Origin of the sequence: uncultured Roseovarius sp. (assembly GCF_947259555.1) — a bacterium.
In the GTDB taxonomy this organism is placed as follows: domain Bacteria; phylum Pseudomonadota; class Alphaproteobacteria; order Rhodobacterales; family Rhodobacteraceae; genus Roseovarius.
The window spans coordinates 18,689-37,322 of record NZ_CAMYMD010000036.1; the positions used below are offsets into that span (position 1 = coordinate 18,689).

Annotated in this window: 20 protein-coding genes and 1 pseudogene; 13 read left to right on the forward strand and 8 right to left on the reverse strand. The window is 62.8% G+C overall.

Annotation, left to right across the window (positions count from 1 at the left end; genetic code table 11):
• Positions 1–40: 40 nt before the first annotated feature.
• From Q0X85_RS06655 to Q0X85_RS06675, 5 genes are all read right to left on the reverse strand, one after another.
• Entirely contained in the window at positions 41–229 is a 189-nt protein-coding gene (locus tag Q0X85_RS06655) for a hypothetical protein (RefSeq protein WP_297770654.1), read from the reverse strand.
• 103 nt (positions 230–332) lie between these two features.
• Positions 333–1,055: a gamma-glutamyl-gamma-aminobutyrate hydrolase family protein gene (locus Q0X85_RS06660; protein ID WP_297770657.1), complete on the reverse strand. Its 723-nt coding sequence runs from the start codon at positions 1,053–1,055 to the stop codon at positions 333–335.
• Entirely contained in the window at positions 1,052–1,999 is a 948-nt protein-coding gene (locus tag Q0X85_RS06665; protein WP_297770660.1) for an amidoligase family protein, read from the reverse strand. The genes Q0X85_RS06660 and Q0X85_RS06665 overlap by 4 nt, the downstream gene beginning before the upstream one ends.
• Before the next feature lie 3 nt (positions 2,000–2,002).
• The gene (rlmN, locus tag Q0X85_RS06670) at positions 2,003–3,181 is read right to left on the reverse strand and encodes a 23S rRNA (adenine(2503)-C(2))-methyltransferase RlmN (protein ID WP_297770661.1); all 1,179 of its coding nucleotides are present in this window, start codon (positions 3,179–3,181) and stop codon (positions 2,003–2,005) included.
• Between the two features lie 214 nt (positions 3,182–3,395).
• Positions 3,396–3,962 carry a DNA-3-methyladenine glycosylase I gene (locus tag Q0X85_RS06675; RefSeq protein ID WP_297770664.1) on the reverse strand — a complete coding sequence of 189 codons (567 nt, stop codon included), beginning with the start codon at positions 3,960–3,962 and terminating at the stop codon, positions 3,396–3,398.
• Positions 3,963–4,074: 112 nt separating this feature from the next.
• Between Q0X85_RS06675 and Q0X85_RS06680 the strand changes: the two genes are divergently transcribed.
• The 3 genes from Q0X85_RS06680 (at position 4,075) to phbB (ending at position 7,116) form a co-directional block, all read left to right on the forward strand.
• Positions 4,075–4,911, forward strand: a complete 837-nt coding sequence (locus Q0X85_RS06680) for an EAL domain-containing protein (protein ID WP_297770666.1) — start codon at positions 4,075–4,077, stop codon at positions 4,909–4,911.
• 141 nt (positions 4,912–5,052) lie between these two features.
• Complete coding sequence (locus Q0X85_RS06685) at positions 5,053–6,228, forward strand: acetyl-CoA C-acetyltransferase (RefSeq protein WP_297770669.1); 1,176 nt, start codon at positions 5,053–5,055, stop codon at positions 6,226–6,228.
• Positions 6,229–6,393: 165 nt separating this feature from the next.
• Positions 6,394–7,116: an acetoacetyl-CoA reductase gene (gene phbB / locus Q0X85_RS06690; RefSeq protein ID WP_297770671.1), complete on the forward strand. Its 723-nt coding sequence runs from the start codon at positions 6,394–6,396 to the stop codon at positions 7,114–7,116.
• A 63-nt stretch (positions 7,117–7,179) separates the two neighbouring features.
• Here phbB and Q0X85_RS06695 read toward each other — a convergent pair whose 3' ends face one another.
• Positions 7,180–8,217 carry a LacI family DNA-binding transcriptional regulator gene (locus Q0X85_RS06695; protein ID WP_297770674.1) on the reverse strand — a complete coding sequence of 346 codons (1,038 nt, stop codon included), beginning with the start codon at positions 8,215–8,217 and terminating at the stop codon, positions 7,180–7,182.
• Positions 8,218–8,372: 155 nt separating this feature from the next.
• Here Q0X85_RS06695 and Q0X85_RS06700 point away from each other — a divergent pair, with 155 nt between their 5' ends.
• The 9 genes from Q0X85_RS06700 (at position 8,373) to Q0X85_RS06740 (ending at position 16,261) form a co-directional block, all read left to right on the forward strand.
• Positions 8,373–8,555 carry a hypothetical protein gene (locus Q0X85_RS06700; protein ID WP_297770677.1) on the forward strand — a complete coding sequence of 61 codons (183 nt, stop codon included), beginning with the start codon at positions 8,373–8,375 and terminating at the stop codon, positions 8,553–8,555.
• A 26-nt stretch (positions 8,556–8,581) separates the two neighbouring features.
• On the forward strand, positions 8,582–9,730 hold the full coding sequence (locus tag Q0X85_RS06705; protein ID WP_297770680.1) for a TRAP transporter substrate-binding protein: 1,149 nt from the start codon (positions 8,582–8,584) through the stop codon (positions 9,728–9,730).
• Positions 9,731–9,829: 99 nt separating this feature from the next.
• Complete coding sequence (locus Q0X85_RS06710; RefSeq protein ID WP_297770683.1) at positions 9,830–10,336, forward strand: TRAP transporter small permease; 507 nt, start codon at positions 9,830–9,832, stop codon at positions 10,334–10,336.
• Between the two features lie 9 nt (positions 10,337–10,345).
• Positions 10,346–11,674, forward strand: coding sequence for a TRAP transporter large permease (locus tag Q0X85_RS06715; RefSeq protein WP_297770713.1), 1,329 nt, complete (start codon positions 10,346–10,348; stop codon positions 11,672–11,674).
• A 12-nt stretch (positions 11,675–11,686) separates the two neighbouring features.
• Entirely contained in the window at positions 11,687–12,994 is a 1,308-nt protein-coding gene (gene hisD / locus Q0X85_RS06720) for a histidinol dehydrogenase (RefSeq protein WP_297770686.1), read from the forward strand.
• Complete coding sequence (locus Q0X85_RS06725) at positions 12,987–13,745, forward strand: SDR family oxidoreductase (protein WP_297770689.1); 759 nt, start codon at positions 12,987–12,989, stop codon at positions 13,743–13,745. The genes hisD and Q0X85_RS06725 overlap by 8 nt, the downstream gene beginning before the upstream one ends.
• Positions 13,742–14,725 (forward strand): alcohol dehydrogenase catalytic domain-containing protein, encoded by a 984-nt coding sequence (locus Q0X85_RS06730; protein ID WP_297770692.1) that lies wholly within the window; start codon positions 13,742–13,744, stop codon positions 14,723–14,725. The genes Q0X85_RS06725 and Q0X85_RS06730 overlap by 4 nt, the downstream gene beginning before the upstream one ends.
• 15 nt (positions 14,726–14,740) lie before the next feature.
• Complete coding sequence (locus tag Q0X85_RS06735; RefSeq protein ID WP_297770695.1) at positions 14,741–15,145, forward strand: universal stress protein; 405 nt, start codon at positions 14,741–14,743, stop codon at positions 15,143–15,145.
• A 6-nt stretch (positions 15,146–15,151) separates the two neighbouring features.
• Complete coding sequence (locus tag Q0X85_RS06740; protein WP_297770698.1) at positions 15,152–16,261, forward strand: alpha-hydroxy acid oxidase; 1,110 nt, start codon at positions 15,152–15,154, stop codon at positions 16,259–16,261.
• 19 nt (positions 16,262–16,280) lie between these two features.
• On the opposite strand, the gene Q0X85_RS06745 is transcribed toward Q0X85_RS06740, so the two are convergent.
• Together Q0X85_RS06745 and Q0X85_RS06750 are read right to left on the reverse strand one after the other, a co-directional pair.
• Positions 16,281–16,628, reverse strand: coding sequence for a DUF2794 domain-containing protein (locus Q0X85_RS06745; protein WP_297770701.1), 348 nt, complete (start codon positions 16,626–16,628; stop codon positions 16,281–16,283).
• An 84-nt stretch (positions 16,629–16,712) separates the two neighbouring features.
• Positions 16,713–18,353: a DNA polymerase Y family protein gene (locus Q0X85_RS06750; RefSeq protein WP_297770704.1), complete on the reverse strand. Its 1,641-nt coding sequence runs from the start codon at positions 18,351–18,353 to the stop codon at positions 16,713–16,715.
• A 154-nt stretch (positions 18,354–18,507) separates the two neighbouring features.
• Between Q0X85_RS06750 and Q0X85_RS06755 the strand changes: the two are divergent.
• Positions 18,508–18,634 (forward strand): annotated as a pseudogene (locus Q0X85_RS06755) (S-(hydroxymethyl)glutathione dehydrogenase); the annotation flags it as partial.

An 18,634-nucleotide genomic window follows, 5' to 3' on the forward strand; every position in this document is an offset into this window, starting at 1 on the left:
GCGACTCCCCCAGAGTATTTTTGCCAAAAAGAGGCCGCGATCAGCCCAGTCGGCAGAGCGGCGCGTCTTTCAGCAGCGAGGTGACGAAACGGCCCTCGGCGGTGTCGCGGATGCCGTAGCCATAGCCGCGCAGGCGGTGCTTCCACTCGCGCTCGGACACGGCGAGGTGACGCTCACGCAGGACAAGATCGCGGATGTCGCGGTTGGGTTCAGTCTGGTTCAGGTTCATCGTTTCCATCCCTGTTACGGTTTTCCGATAATTCAGGGATAGTTGACGTATGTGGCATCAATCGCGCCGGATTGTGGCGCGGTTTGGGAAATGTCGCGACGGCTCAGTGAGTTTCGGCATCGACCCTTTCAAGCTGAGCCGCATGCTCCTGCCGCGCCCGCGCCGCCGCGATCAGCGCGCGGAAAATGCCCATTTGCCGATGCGCGTAAAACAGATGCTCCGGGTGCCATTGCACGCCCATTGCAAACGGCTCCTCGACCCGCTCGATGGCCTGAATCATGCCGCCCTGATCGCGCGCCGCCACGCGCAGCCCTTCGCCCAGCCGGTCCACTGCTTGCGTATGCAGCGCGTTGACCTTCATCGGCTCTGTGCCCGCCAGATGCGCCAGCCGCGTGCCCGGCTCGATATGCACGGTCTTGCGCGGCAGCACGGTGCGGATATGGTCGCTCGCCTCATAGGTCGCATACGCATCCTGATGCAGCGTGCCGCCCAGTGCGATGTTGAGCATCTGACTGCCCCGGCAGATGCCCAGCACCGGCTTGGATTTCACGAACGCCCCCAGCAACACCCCCCGCTCCAGCGCATCGCGCGCCGGGTCGAGCCGGGCCGAGGTCACAATCCGCCCGCCATAGAGATCCGGCGAGATATCGTCGCCGCCGCCGATGATCACCCCGTCCACACTGTCGATCTCCGCCCTGCGCCCGGCCTGCCAGCGCCGCGCACACCCGCCCGCCAGCCAGACATTGAGCGCAATCAGCGGAAAGATGCGCCAGCCCGAGCGGCGCGAGACGGTGACCCCGATCACGGGGCGGTTGGATCGGGTCATGTCCCGGTCAGCCCCGCCGTTTGCAGGATACGGTCCGCCCGCGCAGCCCAGCTTTGCCGCGAAATCGTCAGGAGACCATGATCGTCCTCCCAGGCCCGCGCCAGCCGGTCGAGCAGCGCCGCATCGGCGGCGACCCGCTCCACCGTCAGCCAACGCCGCCATTCATCGGCAATCGACCATCCCGCCTCGTCGATCCGGCAATCGGGCAGGCGGAAATGAAACGTCGGGCGCGCCGAGGTCTTGTCGGAAATCGCGGCGGCGATGCGGTCAGGGTCGAACTGCGCAAGGATCGGCAGCATGTCGAGACCGCGATTGCGGCTCGGCGTATGCTCCAGATAGAGCCCCGTCACATGGTCACGCTTGGCCTCCGGCCCCGCCTTGATCAGGGCGCGTACGAAATCGGTGGGATAAGGATCGGTGAACGGCAACAGGCGGCGCGACTCGTCAATCGGATCATTGATGCGCAGCCAGTCCTCGATCAGCGCGTAGGCCAGCAGCGGACGCGTGATATCCGCCTCGCTCGCGATTTCGATATTGAGATGCAGGCCAAAGCCAAAGAACCAGCCCGCGCCGCTGCCCAGCGCCCCGGCCGCACGCAAATGATCGCGCAGCGCGTCGAGCCGCGCCAGCCCCTCCATATCCAGCGGTTCGGTCACGATCTCGACCGGCACCACCTCGCGCCCCAGATCGAGCGCCAGATCGCGCAGCTTGCTCTTTTGTGCCTTGCGCAAAAAGATATCGAGATAGACCTCCAGTCGCCCGATGCGGCTGTCCTCGACATGCCAGATATGGCTATCGACCTGTTTGATGGTGCCGCCCACCGCCTCGGCACATAAACGCGCCACCTCGGCCTCGGGCAGCCCGCCCAGCTCGATCTCGACGCCCACGAGGCGCGGATCACCCCTGGCGTTGACGGGCTGTGGCAGGGGCGCGAACTCCGCCACTGATCAGAGCCCCGCCTCGGCCTCGATATCACGGCGCGGCTTGCGGGCGCGCTCGGTGGCGGATTTCAACTGCCCGCAGGCGGCCATGATATCCTCGCCGCGCGGCGTGCGGATGGGGCTCGCATAGCCCGCCTTGTAGATGATGTCGGCAAACCGCTCGATCCGCTCCCAGTCGCTGCGCTGATGCGGCGCGCCGGGCCATTCGTTGAACGGGATAAGGTTGATCTTGGCCGGAATGCCCTTGATCAGCTGCACCAGACGGCGCGCGTCGGCATCGCTGTCATTGACGTCCTTGAGCATGACATATTCAAACGTGATCCGCTCGGAATTGGACAGGCGCGGATACTCGCGCAGCGCGCCCAGCAGCGTCTCGATATTCCATTTCTTGTTGATCGGCACCAGCCGGTCGCGCACCTCGTCGGTGGTGGCGTGAAAGCTGACTGCGAGCAGACAGCCGATCTCTTGCGCCGTCTTGGCGATCTCCGGCACCACGCCGCTTGTCGACAGGGTGATCCGGCGGCGCGACAGTGAAATCCCCTCGCCATCCATCGCAATCTTCATCGCGTCGCGCACATTGTCGAAATTATAGAGCGGCTCGCCCATGCCCATGAGCACGATATTGCTGATCAGACGCGGACGCTCACCCGCGCCCTCGCCGGGGCGCGGCCATTCCTCCAGATCGTCGCGGGCCAGCATGACCTGACCGATGATCTCTCCGGCGGTGAGGTTGCGCACCAGCTTTTGCGTGCCGGTATGGCAGAACGAACAGGTCAGCGTGCAGCCCACCTGAGACGAGATGCACAGCGTGCCGCGATCGGTCTCGGGGATATAGACCACCTCGACCTCATGCCCGCCTGCGATCCGCACAAGATATTTGCGCGTGCCGTCGGCGCTGACTTGTCGGCTCACCACCTCGGGGATCTCGATCACGAATTTTTCAGCCAGATCGGCGCGATACGCCTTGGCGAGATTGGTCATCGCGTTAAAGTCGCGCACGCCCCATTGATAAATCCATTGCCAGATCTGATTGACCCGCATCTTGGCCTGCTTTTCCGGCGTACCATGCGCGATCAGAACCTCGCGCAGCCGGTCCCGGGTCAGCCCGACCAGATTGATCGGCCCGTCGGGCAGCTTGCGGGGAATGGTCATCACGTCCTGCGTGATCGGGGCGGTCTGTGTCATGGCTCTTTCGCGCGTCTGAGGGAATGTCACGTCATATAGGGGTTTGGCACCGATTCCAAAACCTCTTTGCACCGGGACGCGGGCGCTGTCCCATTTTGGTCACCCCTGCAGAGCGACGGGAGCGTTGTCTGAAACGGTGGCAAATCCGATCTGACAAACGCCGCGTCGCCCCACCGACGCAATACCGACAGAATACCGACGCGGGTACAGCCCCTTATCCCAGCCGCGCCACCGGTTCGTGGCGGGGGCAGGTGACGAGGTGGTCGTTGACCATGCCCACCGCCTGCATGAAGGCATAGACGATGGTGGGGCCGCAGAACTTGAAGCCGCGTTTCTTCAAATCTTTCGAAATTTTTACGGAAAGATCGGTCTGCGCGGGCACCTCCGCAAGGGTCCGCCAACGGGTCTGAAGCGGGCGCCCGCCGACGTGATCCCAGAGGTAACGATCAAAGCCCTGCTCGGCCTCGATCGCCTGCCACGCGCGGGCGTTTCCGATGGTCGCCTCGATCTTGCCCCGGTGCCGGATGATACCCGGATTGGCCAGCAGCCGGGTGACCTCGGCCTCCCCCCAGCCTGCGATCACATCCGGGTCAAGCCCCTGAAACGCCTTGCGAAAATTCTCGCGCTTGCGCAGGATGGTGATCCAGCTCAGCCCCGCCTGAAACCCGTCGAGAATGAGCTTTTCCCACAGCGCGCGACTGTCGTATTCGGGCACGCCCCACTCATTGTCGTGATAGGCCTCATAGAGCGCATCCGCGCCAACCCAACCGCATCGCTCCATATGTCCTGCCTCCGATTTCGCTCGGGTGAGCGTTGATTAGTCGAATGCGCACCTTAAACCCTCCTTAATCCATCTGCCACAGGTTGAGAACACGCCAGTTTCGGAGACGCAGATGGGTCAGAAAAAGAAATGGGCCGATATTCCGGCCGGGTTGGATAGTCCGCTTTCCTACGCTGTCTCGGCGCGGGACAGAACCGCAATCGACATGGTCAAAAGAGCCGTCCGTCACAAGCAGGTCATGCTCGCCTACCAGGCGATCGTTCCCGCCCGCCAACAGGATCGGGCAGCCTTTTACGAGGGGTTGATTCGTGTGATGGACCCGACCGGGCGGGTCATTCCGGCGAGCGAGTTCATCAATGAGATCGAAGTGACGGAGACAGGACGAATCATCGATTGTCTCGCGCTGGAAAAGGGTTTGCACACGCTGACCAACTGCCCGGATCTCAGGCTGGCGCTCAACATGTCAGCGCGATCCATCGGCTACCCTCGTTGGATGCGCGTTCTGAAACGCGGGCTGGGTGAAGACCCGACGGTGGCGGAAAGGCTAATACTGGAGATCACCGAGCGCTCTGCCATGCTCGTGCCGGAACTTGTCACCGGGTTCATGAAGGACCTGCAACACAAAGGCGTCAGCTTTGCCCTCGATGACTTTGGGGCAGGCTTTACATCCTTCAGACTTCTCAAGGATTTCTATTTTGACATCCTCAAGATCGACGGACAGTTCATTCGGGGCATCGCGACCGATCCCGATAATCAGGTCCTGGCCGCCGCCCTCGCGAGCATCGGGCGACAGTTCGACATGGTGACCGTGGCAGAAAGCGTTGAGAAACCACAGGATGCCGAATATCTCACTGCGCTTGGGATAGACTGCCTGCAAGGCTACTATTTCGGAGCACCCACAGTGCATCCGCCCTGGCTCGACGTCAGCCTTGACCAGACGAGCGCCTGAATGTGACACTCCGTCCGTTGTCGCATCGCAGCATCTGAGATATGACGCGACGTAACGGCAGAGGATAGGATCGGGGAAGCATTCCAATATGCGCTCCGCAATGCCATCCTCGGCCCGGGCAATTCCTGGTGGAGGACAAAGATGACCAATGTAGTAATCGCATCCGCAGCACGCACCGCTGTTGGATCATTTGGCGGCGGGTTCGCCAACACCCCTGCGCACGATCTGGGCGCGGCCGTTCTGGAGGCTGTAGTCGCGCGCGCAGGCATCGACAAATCCGAGGTCAGCGAAACGATCCTGGGTCAGGTTTTGACTGCGGCCCAAGGCCAAAATCCGGCGCGCCAAGCGCATGTGAATGCCGGGCTGCCGATCGAATCCGCGGCCTGGGGGATCAACCAGGTTTGCGGTTCGGGCCTGCGGGCTGTGGCCTTGGGCGCGCAGCACATCCAACTGGGCGATGCCAGCATCATCTGCGCGGGCGGTCAGGAAAACATGACGCTCTCTCCCCATGCCGCGCATCTGCGCGCGGGTCACAAGATGGGCGACATGAAATACATCGACACGATGATCCGTGATGGTCTTTGGGACGCGTTCAACGGCTATCACATGGGTCAGACCGCCGAGAACGTCGCAGAGAAATGGCAGATCAGCCGCGATCAGCAAGACGAGTTCGCCGTTGCCAGCCAGAACAAGGCCGAAGCCGCGCAGAAGGCGGGCAAGTTCGATGACGAGGTGATCGCCTTTACCGTCAAGACCCGCAAGGGCGATATCGTCGTCGACAAGGACGAGTATATCCGCCACGGCGCGAATATCGACGCGATGTCCAAGATGCGCCCGGCCTTTACCAAGGACGGGTCGGTTACGGCGGCCAATGCCAGCGGCCTCAATGACGGGGCCGCCGCCACCCTGCTGATGAGCGCCGACGAGGCCGAGCGCCGCGGCATCGAGCCGCTGGCGCGCATCGCCTCTTATGCCACCGCCGGGCTCGACCCCTCGATCATGGGCGTTGGCCCGATCCATGCCAGCCGCAAAGCGCTCGAAAAGGCGGGCTGGTCGGTCGGCGATCTCGACCTCGTGGAAGCAAACGAGGCCTTTGCCGCACAGGCCTGTGCGGTCAACAAGGACATGGGCTGGGACCCGTCGATCGTGAACGTCAACGGCGGGGCAATCGCGATTGGCCACCCCATTGGCGCTTCGGGCTGCCGGGTGCTCAACACGCTCCTGTTCGAGATGCAGCGGCGCGGGGCCAAAAAGGGCCTTGCCACGCTCTGCATCGGCGGCGGCATGGGCGTCGCCATGTGCATCGAGCGTCCCTGAGCAAGGGCGCGGTCCTGACGCGGTGGATCACAACAAAGGGCGCCCCGAGCGCCCTTTTTCATGCCGCCACACACATCGCACAGGATTTACCGCGCAACATTGTTGCGCTTGCCGCGCCAAGAAGATAACCAAGTTACCAAAGCATTAGCCAGATTGGAGGATACCATGGCAAGAACTGCACTCGTCACCGGAGGATCACGCGGAATCGGCGCCGCCATATCAAAGGCGCTCAAGGCCGACGGCTATACCGTCGCCGCGACCTATGCCGGAAATGATGAGGCCGCCGCCAAGTTCACCGAGGAAACCGGCATCAAGACCTACAAATGGAACGTCGCCGACTATGACAGCTCCAAGGACGGGATAGCGAAGGTCGAGGCGGATCTGGGTCCGATCGACATCGTGGTCGCCAATGCCGGCATCACCCGCGATGCGCCGTTCCACAAGATGACGCCGCAGCAGTGGAAAGAGGTGATCGACACCAACCTCACCGGCGTGTTCAACACCATCCATCCGATCTGGCCCGGAATGCGCGAACGCGGGTTTGGTCGTATCGTTGTGATCTCGTCGATCAATGGACAAAAGGGGCAATTTGCGCAGGCCAACTATGCCGCGACCAAGGCCGGCGATCTGGGTATCATCAAGACCCTCGCACAGGAAGGCGCGGCCAAGGGCATCACCGCCAACGCGGTCTGTCCGGGCTACATCGCGACCGAGATGGTCATGGCCGTTCCCGAGAAGGTGCGCGAGGCAATTATCGGCATGATTCCCGCTGGCCGGCTTGGCGAGCCGGAGGAGATCGCACGCTGCGTGAGCTTTCTTGTGTCTAATGATGCGAGCTTCATCAACGGGTCGACGATCTCGGCCAATGGCGGGCAATTCTTCGTCTGATCGCTACACGGCTATCCATGCCACTAAGGAGTGCCCGCCCCGGACAGCCGGTGGCGGGCATTTTCACTTGGACGGAGCGGCAAGCGTGCCGCGCAAACAAAGCTCGGTTTCGAGACAGACAGGCGGCGGCGTCACACCGCCGCCCAGCATCTCCACGAGCAGACGTGCCGCCTGCCAGCCCATTTCGCGATGCGGCACATGAACGGTGGTCAACGCCGGCGCGACAACAGTGGCCAGCTCGATGTCGTCGAAGCCGGTGATCGAGACCTCGCGAGGCACATGGATACCCATTTGCCGTGCCGTTTGAAGGGCTCCGACAGCCAGCACGTCATTGCCGCAGATCACTGCCGTGGGCCGCGCGGGGGCGGCCATCATCCCGGCCATCGCCTCAGCTCCATTGCCGATGCTGTAAGGCGTTTCGATCAGATGCAAGGATTGGGGATCAAGTCCATGCGCCCGCATCGCATCGCGCACGCCCTCAATCCGATCACGTGCGCGGTCATTGCCCGCAGCAAGCGCCGAGATCATGCCGATTCGCACATGCCCGAGTCGTAGCACCTCATCGGCAAGGGCAGACATGGCTCGGCGGTTGTCAAACCCGATGGCCGGGCGCGCCTGGGTCGGGTCATAGGCCCAGGACACAAGTACCGGCACACCGCGTCTCTCGAGAAATTCGTAAATCCCGGGATCACGATCATGACCGATGAGCATGAGAGCGTCGGCCCCGCGCGCCACCAGCGTTCGGACCTGATCGGCCTCGTTTTCGGGACTGTAAGAGGATGAGGCCACCAGCAATGTCACCCCGTTCTCATGGAGCGCCTCCTGAAACGCCTGAATAGCGCGTGCGAAAATCGCATTCTCCATCGTCGGAATGATTGCCCCGATTGTGCCGGTGCGTCGTGCCGCGAGCGCGCGTGCACCGAAATTCGGAGAGTAGCCGAGTGTCGTCACCGCCTCCAACACGCGGTCGCGTGTCGCCTGCTGCACCTGCGCCGGTGAATTGAGACAACGCGAGACTGTTGCCGTCGACACCCCCGCCGAACGCGCGACATCGGCCAGCGTCGGTAGATTTCGATAGGTATCGCTGAGTTTTCGATTCATTGGATGACCTGAACTGTCGTTGGCGGGGGCCCGATGCGCGGCGGCGCTGTTTAGGGCGAGACGGTGACACACGCAATATAACAGCTTGCGCGAATTTATGTAAGCGCTTACATTTCTCACGAATCGTCGGCAATCCCGGCGACAAGGAGGGCATCATGTTTCTGTGGGCGGCCGCGCTTTTGTTTGGGGCTTTCGGATTGAATGTCGCGATGGGCGCGTTTGGTAATGCCGCTTTTTTGGATGGTGTCGGAGAGATGCTGCTGCTTCTGGTGGCGGTCATCACTTTTGTGGTCGCCACGTTGAGGAGCGAAGCGGCGCGCAAGAACGGAAAACGATAAATCCAAATCTTCAGGGAGGAGATCAGATGAACGAGGAATTGCAAGAACTGGCGTCCGAAGAGCGGCGCAATTTTCTGCGTCTGGCCGCGACCGGCGGCTTCACCGCTGCGATCGTGGCAGGAGCCGCGGGCACATTGTGGTCGTCCAAGGCCGCCGCGCAAACCGCGAACGAAGAGCGTGAACGAGAAGCGGCGGCGGATCACGTGATGACGCTGGCCACCGAGTACGTCATCGGCACGACACGCAGTTATCCGATGATGCAGCTCGATGTGAAGGAAAACCTGCAAAACGCCTCGAACGGCAAGATCTACGTGAAGCTTGCTCCCGGTGGTCAGTTGGGTGTCGGGTCTGCTCTGGCGCAAAAGGTTCAGGGCGGCACGATCAACGCCGGGCAATTCTCGCTGTCCAACTTTGCGCCCTTCGCACCGGCGGTCGACCTGATCAACATGCCCTATTTCTGCGGGGCCAATCAGCGCTTTGTGAACCTCGTCACCTCTGACATCTGGAAGAAAGAGGTCGATGCACTGGTTGAGGCGCGCGGCTTCAAGCCGATGTTCTACTTCTGCATTGATCCGCGTGTCATGGCCGTCCGTCAGGGCGGCGGCGGGCCGATCATGACACCGGGCGACCTGCAAGGGATTAAATTTCGTGTGCCCGGCTCGCAAATGCTTCAGCAGTTCTACCGGATGGGCGGGGCCAACCCGACGCCGGTTGCGTGGGGCGAAACGCCCTCGGCGATCAAGCAGGGTGTGGCCGACGCGCTCGACCCGGCAGTCGGGGCTCTCTATGCCTTTGGCTTCAAGGACATCCTGAGCCACGTGACCTTTACCCAGGCGGTGCCGGACAGTCAGACCTATGCCTGCAATCTCGAATGGTTCAACGGTTTACCCGGCGACGTGCAAGAGGCGATCGAATGGGCGTCCGAGATGAGCTTTCACCAGAACCTTGCCAAGGTGCCATCGGCGCGCACATTCGCCATGGCGGAAATGCGCAAGTCCGGCGTCGAGTTCCACTCGCTGAGCGCGGATCAGCTTGCCGAGTGGCAGGAAACCGTCGGGTATCAGCGGTCGGAATGGGATACGTTCAAGACCGAATTGGCAGGCTCGATGGAAACCTTCGACAAGTTGGTCGAGGCGGCGGGCACGCAGGGCAGATACTACGTCCACGACGCCTGATGACGATTGGCCGGGCGCCGTACGCGCGCCCGGCCCTTCCACCAGCGACACGGGAACGGACAGGGAGGCAGACGCGTCCCTGAACCGGAAAGGTATGACATGCTCGGCACTTTGGACCGCAACCTCGAGCGGTGGGCGCTTCTGATCTTTTATATGATGCTGGTCATCACCATGGCCATCGAGGTGATACGCCGCGAAGTGTTCGCATATTCCTCGGTCTGGGGCGAAGAGATCGTGCGCTACGCGTTCATCTATCTTGCATGGATCGGCGCGGCGGCAGCCGTGCGCGAAAGGGCGCATATCCGCATCGACGTGATCATGCACTATGTCGGCCCCCGCATGAAGGCCGCGCTCTATATTCTGGGCGATCTGGTCATGGCGGCCGTCGCAATCATAGCACTCTACTGGTCATGGGAGACGGTTCTTGTCTCGGCCAAGTTCGGATCGGTCAGCGCCGGTTTGCGGGTGTCGATGGTGTGGTTCCTGATGGCGGTGCCGGTGGGCTTTGGGTTGATGCTCTTGCGCCTCGTGCAGTCCTTCTTGCGCGATCTGCGCGCACTTCGTGACGGGACGCCCGTTCACGAAGGCAATCAACTGTTCGACTGAGGGGCAAAGATCATGTGGAACACATTTTCGCAGACAGTCGAACTGGGCTGGGATTTCTATGGGCCCGTACTGCTCTTTGTGCTGCTTGTGGCCTTGGCCGTGCCGGTCTGGGCGGCGATCGGGGCCGGCGCGATCCTGATGCTGCTGTGGTCGGGCGCGTTGCCGCTCAGCCTTGTGGGCGAGAGCCTTTTTGACGGGATCGACGCCTTTGCATTGACGGCTGTGCCGCTTTTCATCCTCACCGGCGACGTGCTGGTGCGCACCGGGCTCAGCCGCAAGTTTCTCAACGTGGCCGAAGCATTGACGCAATTTGCAAAGGGCGGATTCGGATCGGCCACTGTTCTGGTCTGCGGCATGTTTTCTGCGATCTCGGGCTCGGACGCGGCCGGAGCTGCCGCCGTGGGCCGGATGACCATTGCGCGCCTCGTGGAATCGGGGTATCCGCGCCCCTATGCCTGCGCGCTGGTGGCGGCGGGGGCCTGTACCGGCATCCTCATTCCACCGTCCATCGCCTATATCATCATCGGTCTGGTTCTGGGCATTTCCGCCTCGACGCTCTTTATGGCGGCGCTTGTTCCCGGGGTCCTTATCCTTGTGTCGATCCTCGTCACGAACCTCGTTGTCAATCGCATCTATGGCTACGAAGGCGGCGGCAATGTCAGCTTGCGAGAGTATGTCTCGAATCTGGGGCAAGCACTCGCATCGGGCTGGTACGCGTTCATCGTCCCCGGCATCATTTTCTACGGCATTTTTTCAGGTCGCCTGACGCCCACCGAAGCAGGCGCCACAGCGGTCGTGGTCACGGTGATCCTGGGCTTTGTCCTTGGCACGCTCCGGCTTGCCGATTTTCCCGCGATGCTCATCAGTTCGGCCAAGGTCAACGGGGTCATATTGCCAATCATCGCCTTTTCGTTGCCGCTTGCGCAGGCGCTGGCAATCATGGGGGTGCCACAGGGTTTTGTCGGTGCCGTCACCGGGATAAGCGACGAGCCTGCGGTACTCATCCTGCTCATGATCCTCATTCTGGTCGCGGCGGGCTGTGTCATGGAGACAACGCCAAACATCGTGATTCTCGCCCCGATCCTCAAACCGCTCGCGGACAATATTGGCATGAACGAGATTCAGTTCTGCATCATGATGATCACCGCGCTAGGCGTCGGCTTCATCACACCGCCGCTCGGCCTCAACCTCTTCGTCGTCTCGGGGATAACCGGCGAGTCGATCCTCAGGATCGCGGCCCGCGCCATTCCCTTCGTCTTCTTCATGCTGCTCGTCACGCTGATGATCGCCTATATCCCGGCGATCTCCACGACGCTGCTGCCCGACATCTACAAATAGGACACCTGCGACATGACCCGTGAATACCTGAAGAAAGCTGCCCTGACCTCGAAATCCAACGCATCGGACGTCAAGGCCACAGTGCGCGCCATTCTTGATGACATCGAGGCGGGCGGCGACAGGGCGGCTTTGGAATATGCCGCGAAGTTCGACAAATATGATGGCAACGTCGTCCTCACCCGCGCCGAGATCGAGGCGGCAGCGGCGCGTGTCCCGGAAAAACTCAAGCAGGACATCCGCTTTGCGCATGACAACGTGCGCCGGTTTGCCGAGGCCCAGAAAGAAACGTGCCGCAACATCGAGATCGAGGTAGTGCCCGGCCTGATCGCCGGTCAAAAGAGCATCCCCGTCCACGGCGCGGGCTGCTACGTACCGGGCGGGCGCTACAGCCATATCGCGAGTGCGATCATGACCGTGACGACCGCCAAGGTGGCAGGGTGTGGGCATATCGTGGCGTGTTCACCGCCGCGACCGGGCATCGGCATCAACCCCGCGATCATCTACGCCGCTGATCTGTGCGGCGCGGACACAATCCTTGCGATGGGCGGCGTGCAGGGTGTCGCCGCAATGACATTCGGCCTCTTCGGCTTGCCAAAGGCCAACATCCTTGTGGGGCCCGGCAACCAGTTCGTGGCCGAAGCCAAGCGTATGCTGTTTGGACGGGTCGGTATCGACATGATCGCCGGGCCCACCGATAGCCTGGTTCTGGCGGATAGCACCGCCGACCCAATGGTCGTGGCGACCGATCTGGTCGGGCAGGCCGAGCATGGCTACAATTCGCCGGTCTGGCTGGTGACCGATCATCGCCCGCTCGCGGAAAAGGTCATGGAACTTGTGCCGGGGCTGATTGACGATCTGCCCGACGTGAACCGTGACAATGCTACCGCCGCGTGGCGCGATTACGCCGAGGTGATCGTCTGCGGCAACCGCGAAGAGATGGCCGCCACCTCGGACACCTATGCACCAGAGCATCTGACCGTGCAGGCCGAAGACCTTGATTGGTGGCTGGGGCGTCTCGCGTGCTACGGCTCGCTCTTTCTCGGGGAAGAGACGACCGTGGCCTTTGGGGACAAGGCGAGTGGCACCAACCACGTCCTGCCCACCTCTGGCGCGGCGAGCTATACCGGCGGGCTATCGGTACACAAATACATGAAGATCGTCACATGGCAGCGCGCCACGCGCGAAGGCGCCAAGCCCGTGGCCGAGGCGACAGCCCGGATCTCGCGGCTTGAGGGCATGGAGGGGCATGCACGCACCGCCGATATCCGGCTGCACAAGTATTTCCCCGATGAAACCTTCGATTTGACAGCCAATGGCTGAGGCGGGCTTGTTCGACATCGCCGGGCGCGTAGCGCTGGTCACGGGCGCAAGTTCCGGACTGGGCCGCAGGGCCGCCACTCTGCTCGCACAATCCGGCGCACGGGTCGTGGGTGTCGCGCGGCGCGCGGATGCCCTGGCGGACTGGCAGAAGGAGGTCGGCACGCAGGGTGCCACGATCACCCATGACCTCTCTGATCGCGACGGTCTTGCAGATCTGGCCGCCCGCGCGGCAGAGCATTTTGGCGCGCCGGACATCGTGGTGCATGCCGCTGGCATCAACACCCGGCAGGCGGCCGATGACGTGACCCCCGAAGGTTGGGACATGACGCTCGCGCTCAATCTATCGGCCCCGTTCTTCCTGAGCCAACACCTTGTGCCAGCAATGCGCGAAAAAGGCTGGGGCCGGATTGTGAACTTCGCGTCGCTGCAATCCTTCCGCGCCTTCCCGGGCGGCCTTGCCTACGGGGCCAGCAAAGGGGGGGTGGCCCAGATGACCCGTGCGATGGCCGAAGCGTGGTCAATCCACGGCATCAACGTCAACGCGCTCGCTCCGGGCTTTGTCCGAACCGAATTGACAGCGCCGGTTTTTGACGACCCCGAGCGCGCCGCGCGCAATGCCGCACAGACTTGTGTCGGCCGCAATGGCGAACCCGAGGACATGGACGGACCACTGCTCTTTTTCTGTTCTCCCGCGTCCAACTACGTGACCGGCCAGATCATGATGCTCGACGGAGGGTTTACCGCAAAATGAAGGCGCTTGTTTATACTGGTCCCGAGACACTCGATTACCGCGAGGTGGCAGACCCGGAGCCCGGTGATGGCGAGGCGCTGATCCGTGTCGAGAGCGTCGGCATCTGCGGCTCTGACATGCATGCCTATCTCGGCCATGACGAGCGCCGGCCCGCACCGCTGGTGCTTGGCCATGAAGCGGCCGGCGTGGTGCTGAGCGGCGCGCTGGAGGGGCAGCGCGTGACGGTCAATCCATTGGTGACCTGCGGGGCGTGTCCCGCGTGTATCTCGGACCGAGACAATCTCTGCGCAACGCGGCAGATCATCTCCATGGCGCCACGCGAAGGGGCCTTTGCCGGACTTCTGTCGATGCCCGAACGCAATCTCGTGCACATTCCCGATCATATCAGCACGCATCAGGCCGCACTGGCCGAGCCGATTGCCTGCGGCTGGCACGCCGTGCGGCTCGGACGCGCTGTGTTGGGAACTGGCCCGAACCAGGCGTTGGTGCTGGGCGGCGGCGCCATTGGCCTCGGCGCGGCCCTCAGCCTGACGGCGCAGGGGATCGACGACATCACGATCATCGAGCCACACGCTGCGCGCCGTGCCTATCTCGGCCTGCATTGCGATCAGACGGTTCTACCGCCCGAGGCACTCGACGCGTCCGAACAGTTCGATATTGTCGTCGATGGCGTCGGGTTCGAGGCAACACGCGCGCAGGCTTCGGCCCACGCTCGCCCCGGCGGTGTGATTGTCCATATCGGGCTGGGGCAAGCCTCGGGGGGGCTCGATATCCGTCGAATGACGCTGCAGGAAATCACATTTATCGGCACCTACACCTACACCGCCAAGGATTTCCGCGCGTGCGCGCAAGCCATGTTCGATGGACGGATGGGCACGCTCGACTGGGTGGAGGACCGGCCCTTGGACCAAGGCGCAAGGGCCTTCGAGGACATCCGAGCCGGCCGCGTGAGCAGCCCCAAGATCATCCTGTCCCCCTGAAACGGAGCGTTTGACATGTATCGCAAAATCATCGTGGCGTTGGCCCTCGATCACGGGATCAGCCAGACGGCCCTGCAAATCGCCCGCGCCTTGCGGGCCGACCGAGGCGAGATCATTGCACTACACGCCTACGAGCCGGTTCAAGGATCGGTGCGCGCCTATCTTGACGAAGAGGTGGTCGAGAGCGCGTATAAACGTGCTCAGGCTCTTCTGGCCGAGCGGGTCGCCGGAGAGCCGGATATCACCCCGGTGATGCTGCAAGGCCATTCAGGCCGCGCGATCACCGATCACGCCGCCAAGATTGGCGCGGATTGTATCATCGTCGGCTCGCACAAACCGGGCCTGACGGACTTTCTGTTGGGATCGACGGCGGCGCGCATCGTTCGGCACGCCCCCTGCGCCGTGCATGTGCTGCGTTAGGCAGGGATGATGCGCGGCGCGGCGGCAATCCATTGTGCCGAGGATGCACGACGGCTGGCGCGGCGACGGCTGCCGTGGATGGTGTTCGACTATATCGACGGCGCGGCAGGCGAGGGCCATGGCGAGGCGCTCAACCGTGCGGCCTTACGCGATCTGAGGCTAAAACCGCGAGTTCTGCGCAATGTGACGCAGCGCGACCTGAGCTCAGAGGTCTTTGGGCACGCCGCGAGGGTACCATTTGGCATAACGCCGATGGGCATGTGCAACCTCAGCACGCCGGGGGCGGACCTCATGCTGGCGCGTCTGGCGGCGCGCGAACGTGTGCCTTTGGGCGTATCGACGGTGGCCTCCTCTCCGCTGGAACAGATGATCGAGGCGGCAGAGGGAAACGCCTGGTTTCAGCTCTATTTCAGCGGCGATGGCAGCGGCACGATGGCGCTGGTAGAGCGCGCCCGCGCGGCGGGCTATCAAACGCTCGTCGTGACGCTCGATGTGCCAGAGGTCGGGCGCCGCCCCCGCGAGTTGCGACACGGTTTCAAGATGCCATTCCGCATCGGGCCGCGTCAGTTTGTCGATTTCGCCCTCCACCCGCGCTGGTCGCTGAAAACGCTCCTACACGGACGGCCGGAGATGGCAAATTTTCGTGAGGGCGGGTTTGACCGCACAGCCAGCCGCGCGGCAGCGGATTGGACCTATCTGAAACGTCTGCGCGACGCGTGGCCCGGCAAGCTGGTGATCAAAGGCGTACTCGATGTAGACGATGCATTGCACCTGCGCGACGAGGGTGTCGATGCGATTCAGGTCTCCAGCCATGGCGGACGGCAACTCGATGCCGCGCCGCCGCCAATCCTGATGCTTGCCGAGATACGCGCCGCCCTCGGCCCCGATTTTCCGCTCTTTTTCGATTCCGGGCTGCGCTCGGGCGAGGATATCGTCAAGGCCCATGCGATGGGGGCGAATTTCGCCTTTCTCGGCCGACCACTCCTCTATGCGATGGCGGCAGGGGGCGAGCGCGGCTTGCACCGGCTATGGGAGGTGCTGAGCGAAGAAATCAGCCTGACACTGGCGCAGATGGGGCGCACGGATATGACCGGGCTCGGGGCTTGCCTGAGATAGCGCCGGGCTGGTGACTTGGTTACTCCACCGCGCGGATGAGCTTGCGCTCCAACACCCGCAGCACGGTCTTCAGATCATGGCCGCGTTTCAAGATCCGGCCATCCATGCCGATCACCGCATATTGCCCCTGCTTTCCCTGCATTTTCGGTCTTTTTTCGATCCGGTAGAGCGGGTTTTCCGCCGTGCGCCGAAAAACCGAGAACACCGCGACCTCACGCAGGCAGGAAATACCGTAATCGCGCCATTCCCCCGCCGCGACCATGCGTCCGTAGAGCGACAGGATCACACCCAACTCGTTGCGTTGAAACGCCACCTGTGGCTGAGAGAAATGCGCGCCCGCTGTGGGGCCGGGACTTTGGACACTCATACGTTCAGAGTTGCGCCAAACCGGTCGTTAATCAAGCTGTTTCCTGCGAAACAGGCGGCAGTGTACATGATTTGGACGGGGTGATCAGCCAAACCGTCCCTGACAGAACCAGCCCCCCGAAATCTGTGCCCCATAGGCGCGAAAGAGCCAGAGCCGCTCGCCCCGCATGGTCAAGACCTGCCAATAATCCCGCAGGCCGCTCCGCCAGCCGGGATCATCCAGCCACCACTCCGGCGCGATACGCTCCGGGCCGGTGGCGTGGGCCACGTCATGTGTTTGCCCGCGCCAGCGAAAGGCATGACCGGGTCCGCCCTCATCAGGTCGATTGACCGGCTCGGGCTGACACAGAAGCAGAGCACGCGACGATGTCGGCAGAGGCCAGGGCCCAGAGGCCGGATCAGACCAGGCAGCAGCGAGGGTCAGCGCGGATTTTTCGGGGATCATGCTCTCGGCCGGGTGCCGGCGGGTGATGGCCTCCATCCCTATGCGCGCACCCAACCGGGTAATCAAATCGGCCAACGCGCCTTCCCGCTCAGCCGACCCGCTGTCTCGCGCGGCCAGACCGTTCGTACCTTGCCGGGTCTCCATCCGCGCGGTCACAACCGCCTCGAGCCGCAACATGTCGATGCCAAAGCCCGCCTCGACCTCGTCCAGCCGCATATCCATCAGCGGCAACATGGCGGCGGGCCGGTCGATGGGGCGTGCCAACCGCATATCCACCGCCTGAAGGCTGCCATCGGCGCGAAACACTTCGAAACGCAAGTGGCGCGCGCCCTGCCCCTTTTCCCGCAACATCTGGCACAGGCGGTCTGTCAGACGCGCCAGCCCGGCCGAGATATCATCACGCAGGCCAATCGGTTCTGGCAGGCTGAGCCGGGTCGCAAAGCATGGCGTGGGGGCGGCAGGCGAAATCGGCTCAGGCACAAGGCCAAGCGCCTGATCCAGACGCAGCATCAACTCGGGACCGAACCGTCGCCCAAGCACCGCACGCGGCTGGCCCGTCAACTCGGCAATCCGACGCAATCCTAAACGCCCCAGATCAATGACCATCGCCGACGGCAAGCGCAGAGCCGCCACCGGCAGGGGAGCTAGCGCGCCATAAACCTGCCCGGGCGGGGCAATTTCCATGCGGCGCGCCTCCCCCTGGCCGGGTCCACCGCGCTCCCAATGCCGTCGCCGTGTGGCGCGTGATCGGGTGGCGCGGGCCTCCTGATCGATCACATCGCCCGAACGTCCCTGCCCTCTCCCCTGCCCCGCAAATCGCGCGAGGGCCCAGGCCGCCCCCACTGTATCGGCCAGCCCGCAGCATACGCTCATCCCAAGATCCGCCGCCTCTTGCCGGACCGTCTCGATCATCCCGGTCTCACCGCCAAAAAGATGCGCGCAACCGGTGATGTCGAGCATCAGCCCGGCCTCGCCATCGGCTCCGACAAGCGGTGAAAATCGCTCGGCCCACCGGCCAAGGGCCCGCAGGAATGCGGCCTCTGCCGCCCGGTTTCGGGGTCGCGTCACCAGATCCGGACAAAGCGCGCGCGCCTCGCGCAAAGGCTGCCCCACCAGCAGCCCCGCTGCCTCGGCCTCGACCGAGAGCGACGTCAGCTCTTGTTGCGGTGTTTGTGTATCGGCCACGGCGAACGGGGGGCCGCCCGTCTCGATCGCTCGCCGCAACAGACGCTCGGCCCCGAACCGGGGAAACCAGACGGACAGGATACGGTGAATCGGCATGACACGTGTTCTTTGTTTGTTCTTTTTTAGAATAGAGGCTTGGCAGAGTCGAGCCTGCCCGCATCGCCAAAGCCTGCCATCCTGTCGGCCTCCGTGTTGAAACCACCGCCGGTTTGACGCATGGTCGCGCCGAACAAGCAAAGAGGACCAAACAATGCGAACACGTGCTGCTGTTGCAGTTGAGGCGGGCCGTCCGCTTGAGATCATGGATGTGAACCTTGAGGGTCCGAAGGCGGGCGAGGTTCTGGTCGAGGTCAAGGCGACGGGGCTGTGTCACACGG

Bases quoted from the DNA above. Each gene is read 5' to 3' on its own strand.
- Q0X85_RS06660 (WP_297770657.1), bottom strand. From the start codon at position 1,055: ATGACCCGATCCAACCGCCCCGTGATCGGGGTCACCGTCTCGCGCCGC.
- rlmN (WP_297770661.1), bottom strand. From the start codon at position 3,181: ATGACACAGACCGCCCCGATCACGCAGGACGTGATGACCATTCCCCGC.
- Q0X85_RS06700 (WP_297770677.1), top strand. From the start codon at position 8,373: ATGTTTCTGTGGGCGGCCGCGCTTTTGTTTGGGGCTTTCGGATTGAAT.
- hisD (WP_297770686.1), top strand. From the start codon at position 11,687: ATGACCCGTGAATACCTGAAGAAAGCTGCCCTGACCTCGAAATCCAAC.
- Q0X85_RS06705 (WP_297770680.1), top strand. From the start codon at position 8,582: ATGAACGAGGAATTGCAAGAACTGGCGTCCGAAGAGCGGCGCAATTTT.
- Q0X85_RS06710 (WP_297770683.1), top strand. From the start codon at position 9,830: ATGCTCGGCACTTTGGACCGCAACCTCGAGCGGTGGGCGCTTCTGATC.
- Q0X85_RS06725 (WP_297770689.1), top strand. From the start codon at position 12,987: ATGGCTGAGGCGGGCTTGTTCGACATCGCCGGGCGCGTAGCGCTGGTC.
- Q0X85_RS06750 (WP_297770704.1), bottom strand. From the start codon at position 18,353: ATGCCGATTCACCGTATCCTGTCCGTCTGGTTTCCCCGGTTCGGGGCC.
- Q0X85_RS06695 (WP_297770674.1), bottom strand. From the start codon at position 8,217: ATGAATCGAAAACTCAGCGATACCTATCGAAATCTACCGACGCTGGCC.
- Q0X85_RS06685 (WP_297770669.1), top strand. From the start codon at position 5,053: ATGACCAATGTAGTAATCGCATCCGCAGCACGCACCGCTGTTGGATCA.
- Q0X85_RS06745 (WP_297770701.1), bottom strand. From the start codon at position 16,628: ATGAGTGTCCAAAGTCCCGGCCCCACAGCGGGCGCGCATTTCTCTCAG.
- Q0X85_RS06675 (WP_297770664.1), bottom strand. From the start codon at position 3,962: ATGGAGCGATGCGGTTGGGTTGGCGCGGATGCGCTCTATGAGGCCTAT.
- Q0X85_RS06740 (WP_297770698.1), top strand. From the start codon at position 15,152: ATGATGCGCGGCGCGGCGGCAATCCATTGTGCCGAGGATGCACGACGG.
- phbB (WP_297770671.1), top strand. From the start codon at position 6,394: ATGGCAAGAACTGCACTCGTCACCGGAGGATCACGCGGAATCGGCGCC.
- Q0X85_RS06730 (WP_297770692.1), top strand. From the start codon at position 13,742: ATGAAGGCGCTTGTTTATACTGGTCCCGAGACACTCGATTACCGCGAG.
- Q0X85_RS06655 (WP_297770654.1), bottom strand. From the start codon at position 229: ATGAACCTGAACCAGACTGAACCCAACCGCGACATCCGCGATCTTGTC.
- Q0X85_RS06735 (WP_297770695.1), top strand. From the start codon at position 14,741: ATGTATCGCAAAATCATCGTGGCGTTGGCCCTCGATCACGGGATCAGC.
- Q0X85_RS06680 (WP_297770666.1), top strand. From the start codon at position 4,075: ATGGGTCAGAAAAAGAAATGGGCCGATATTCCGGCCGGGTTGGATAGT.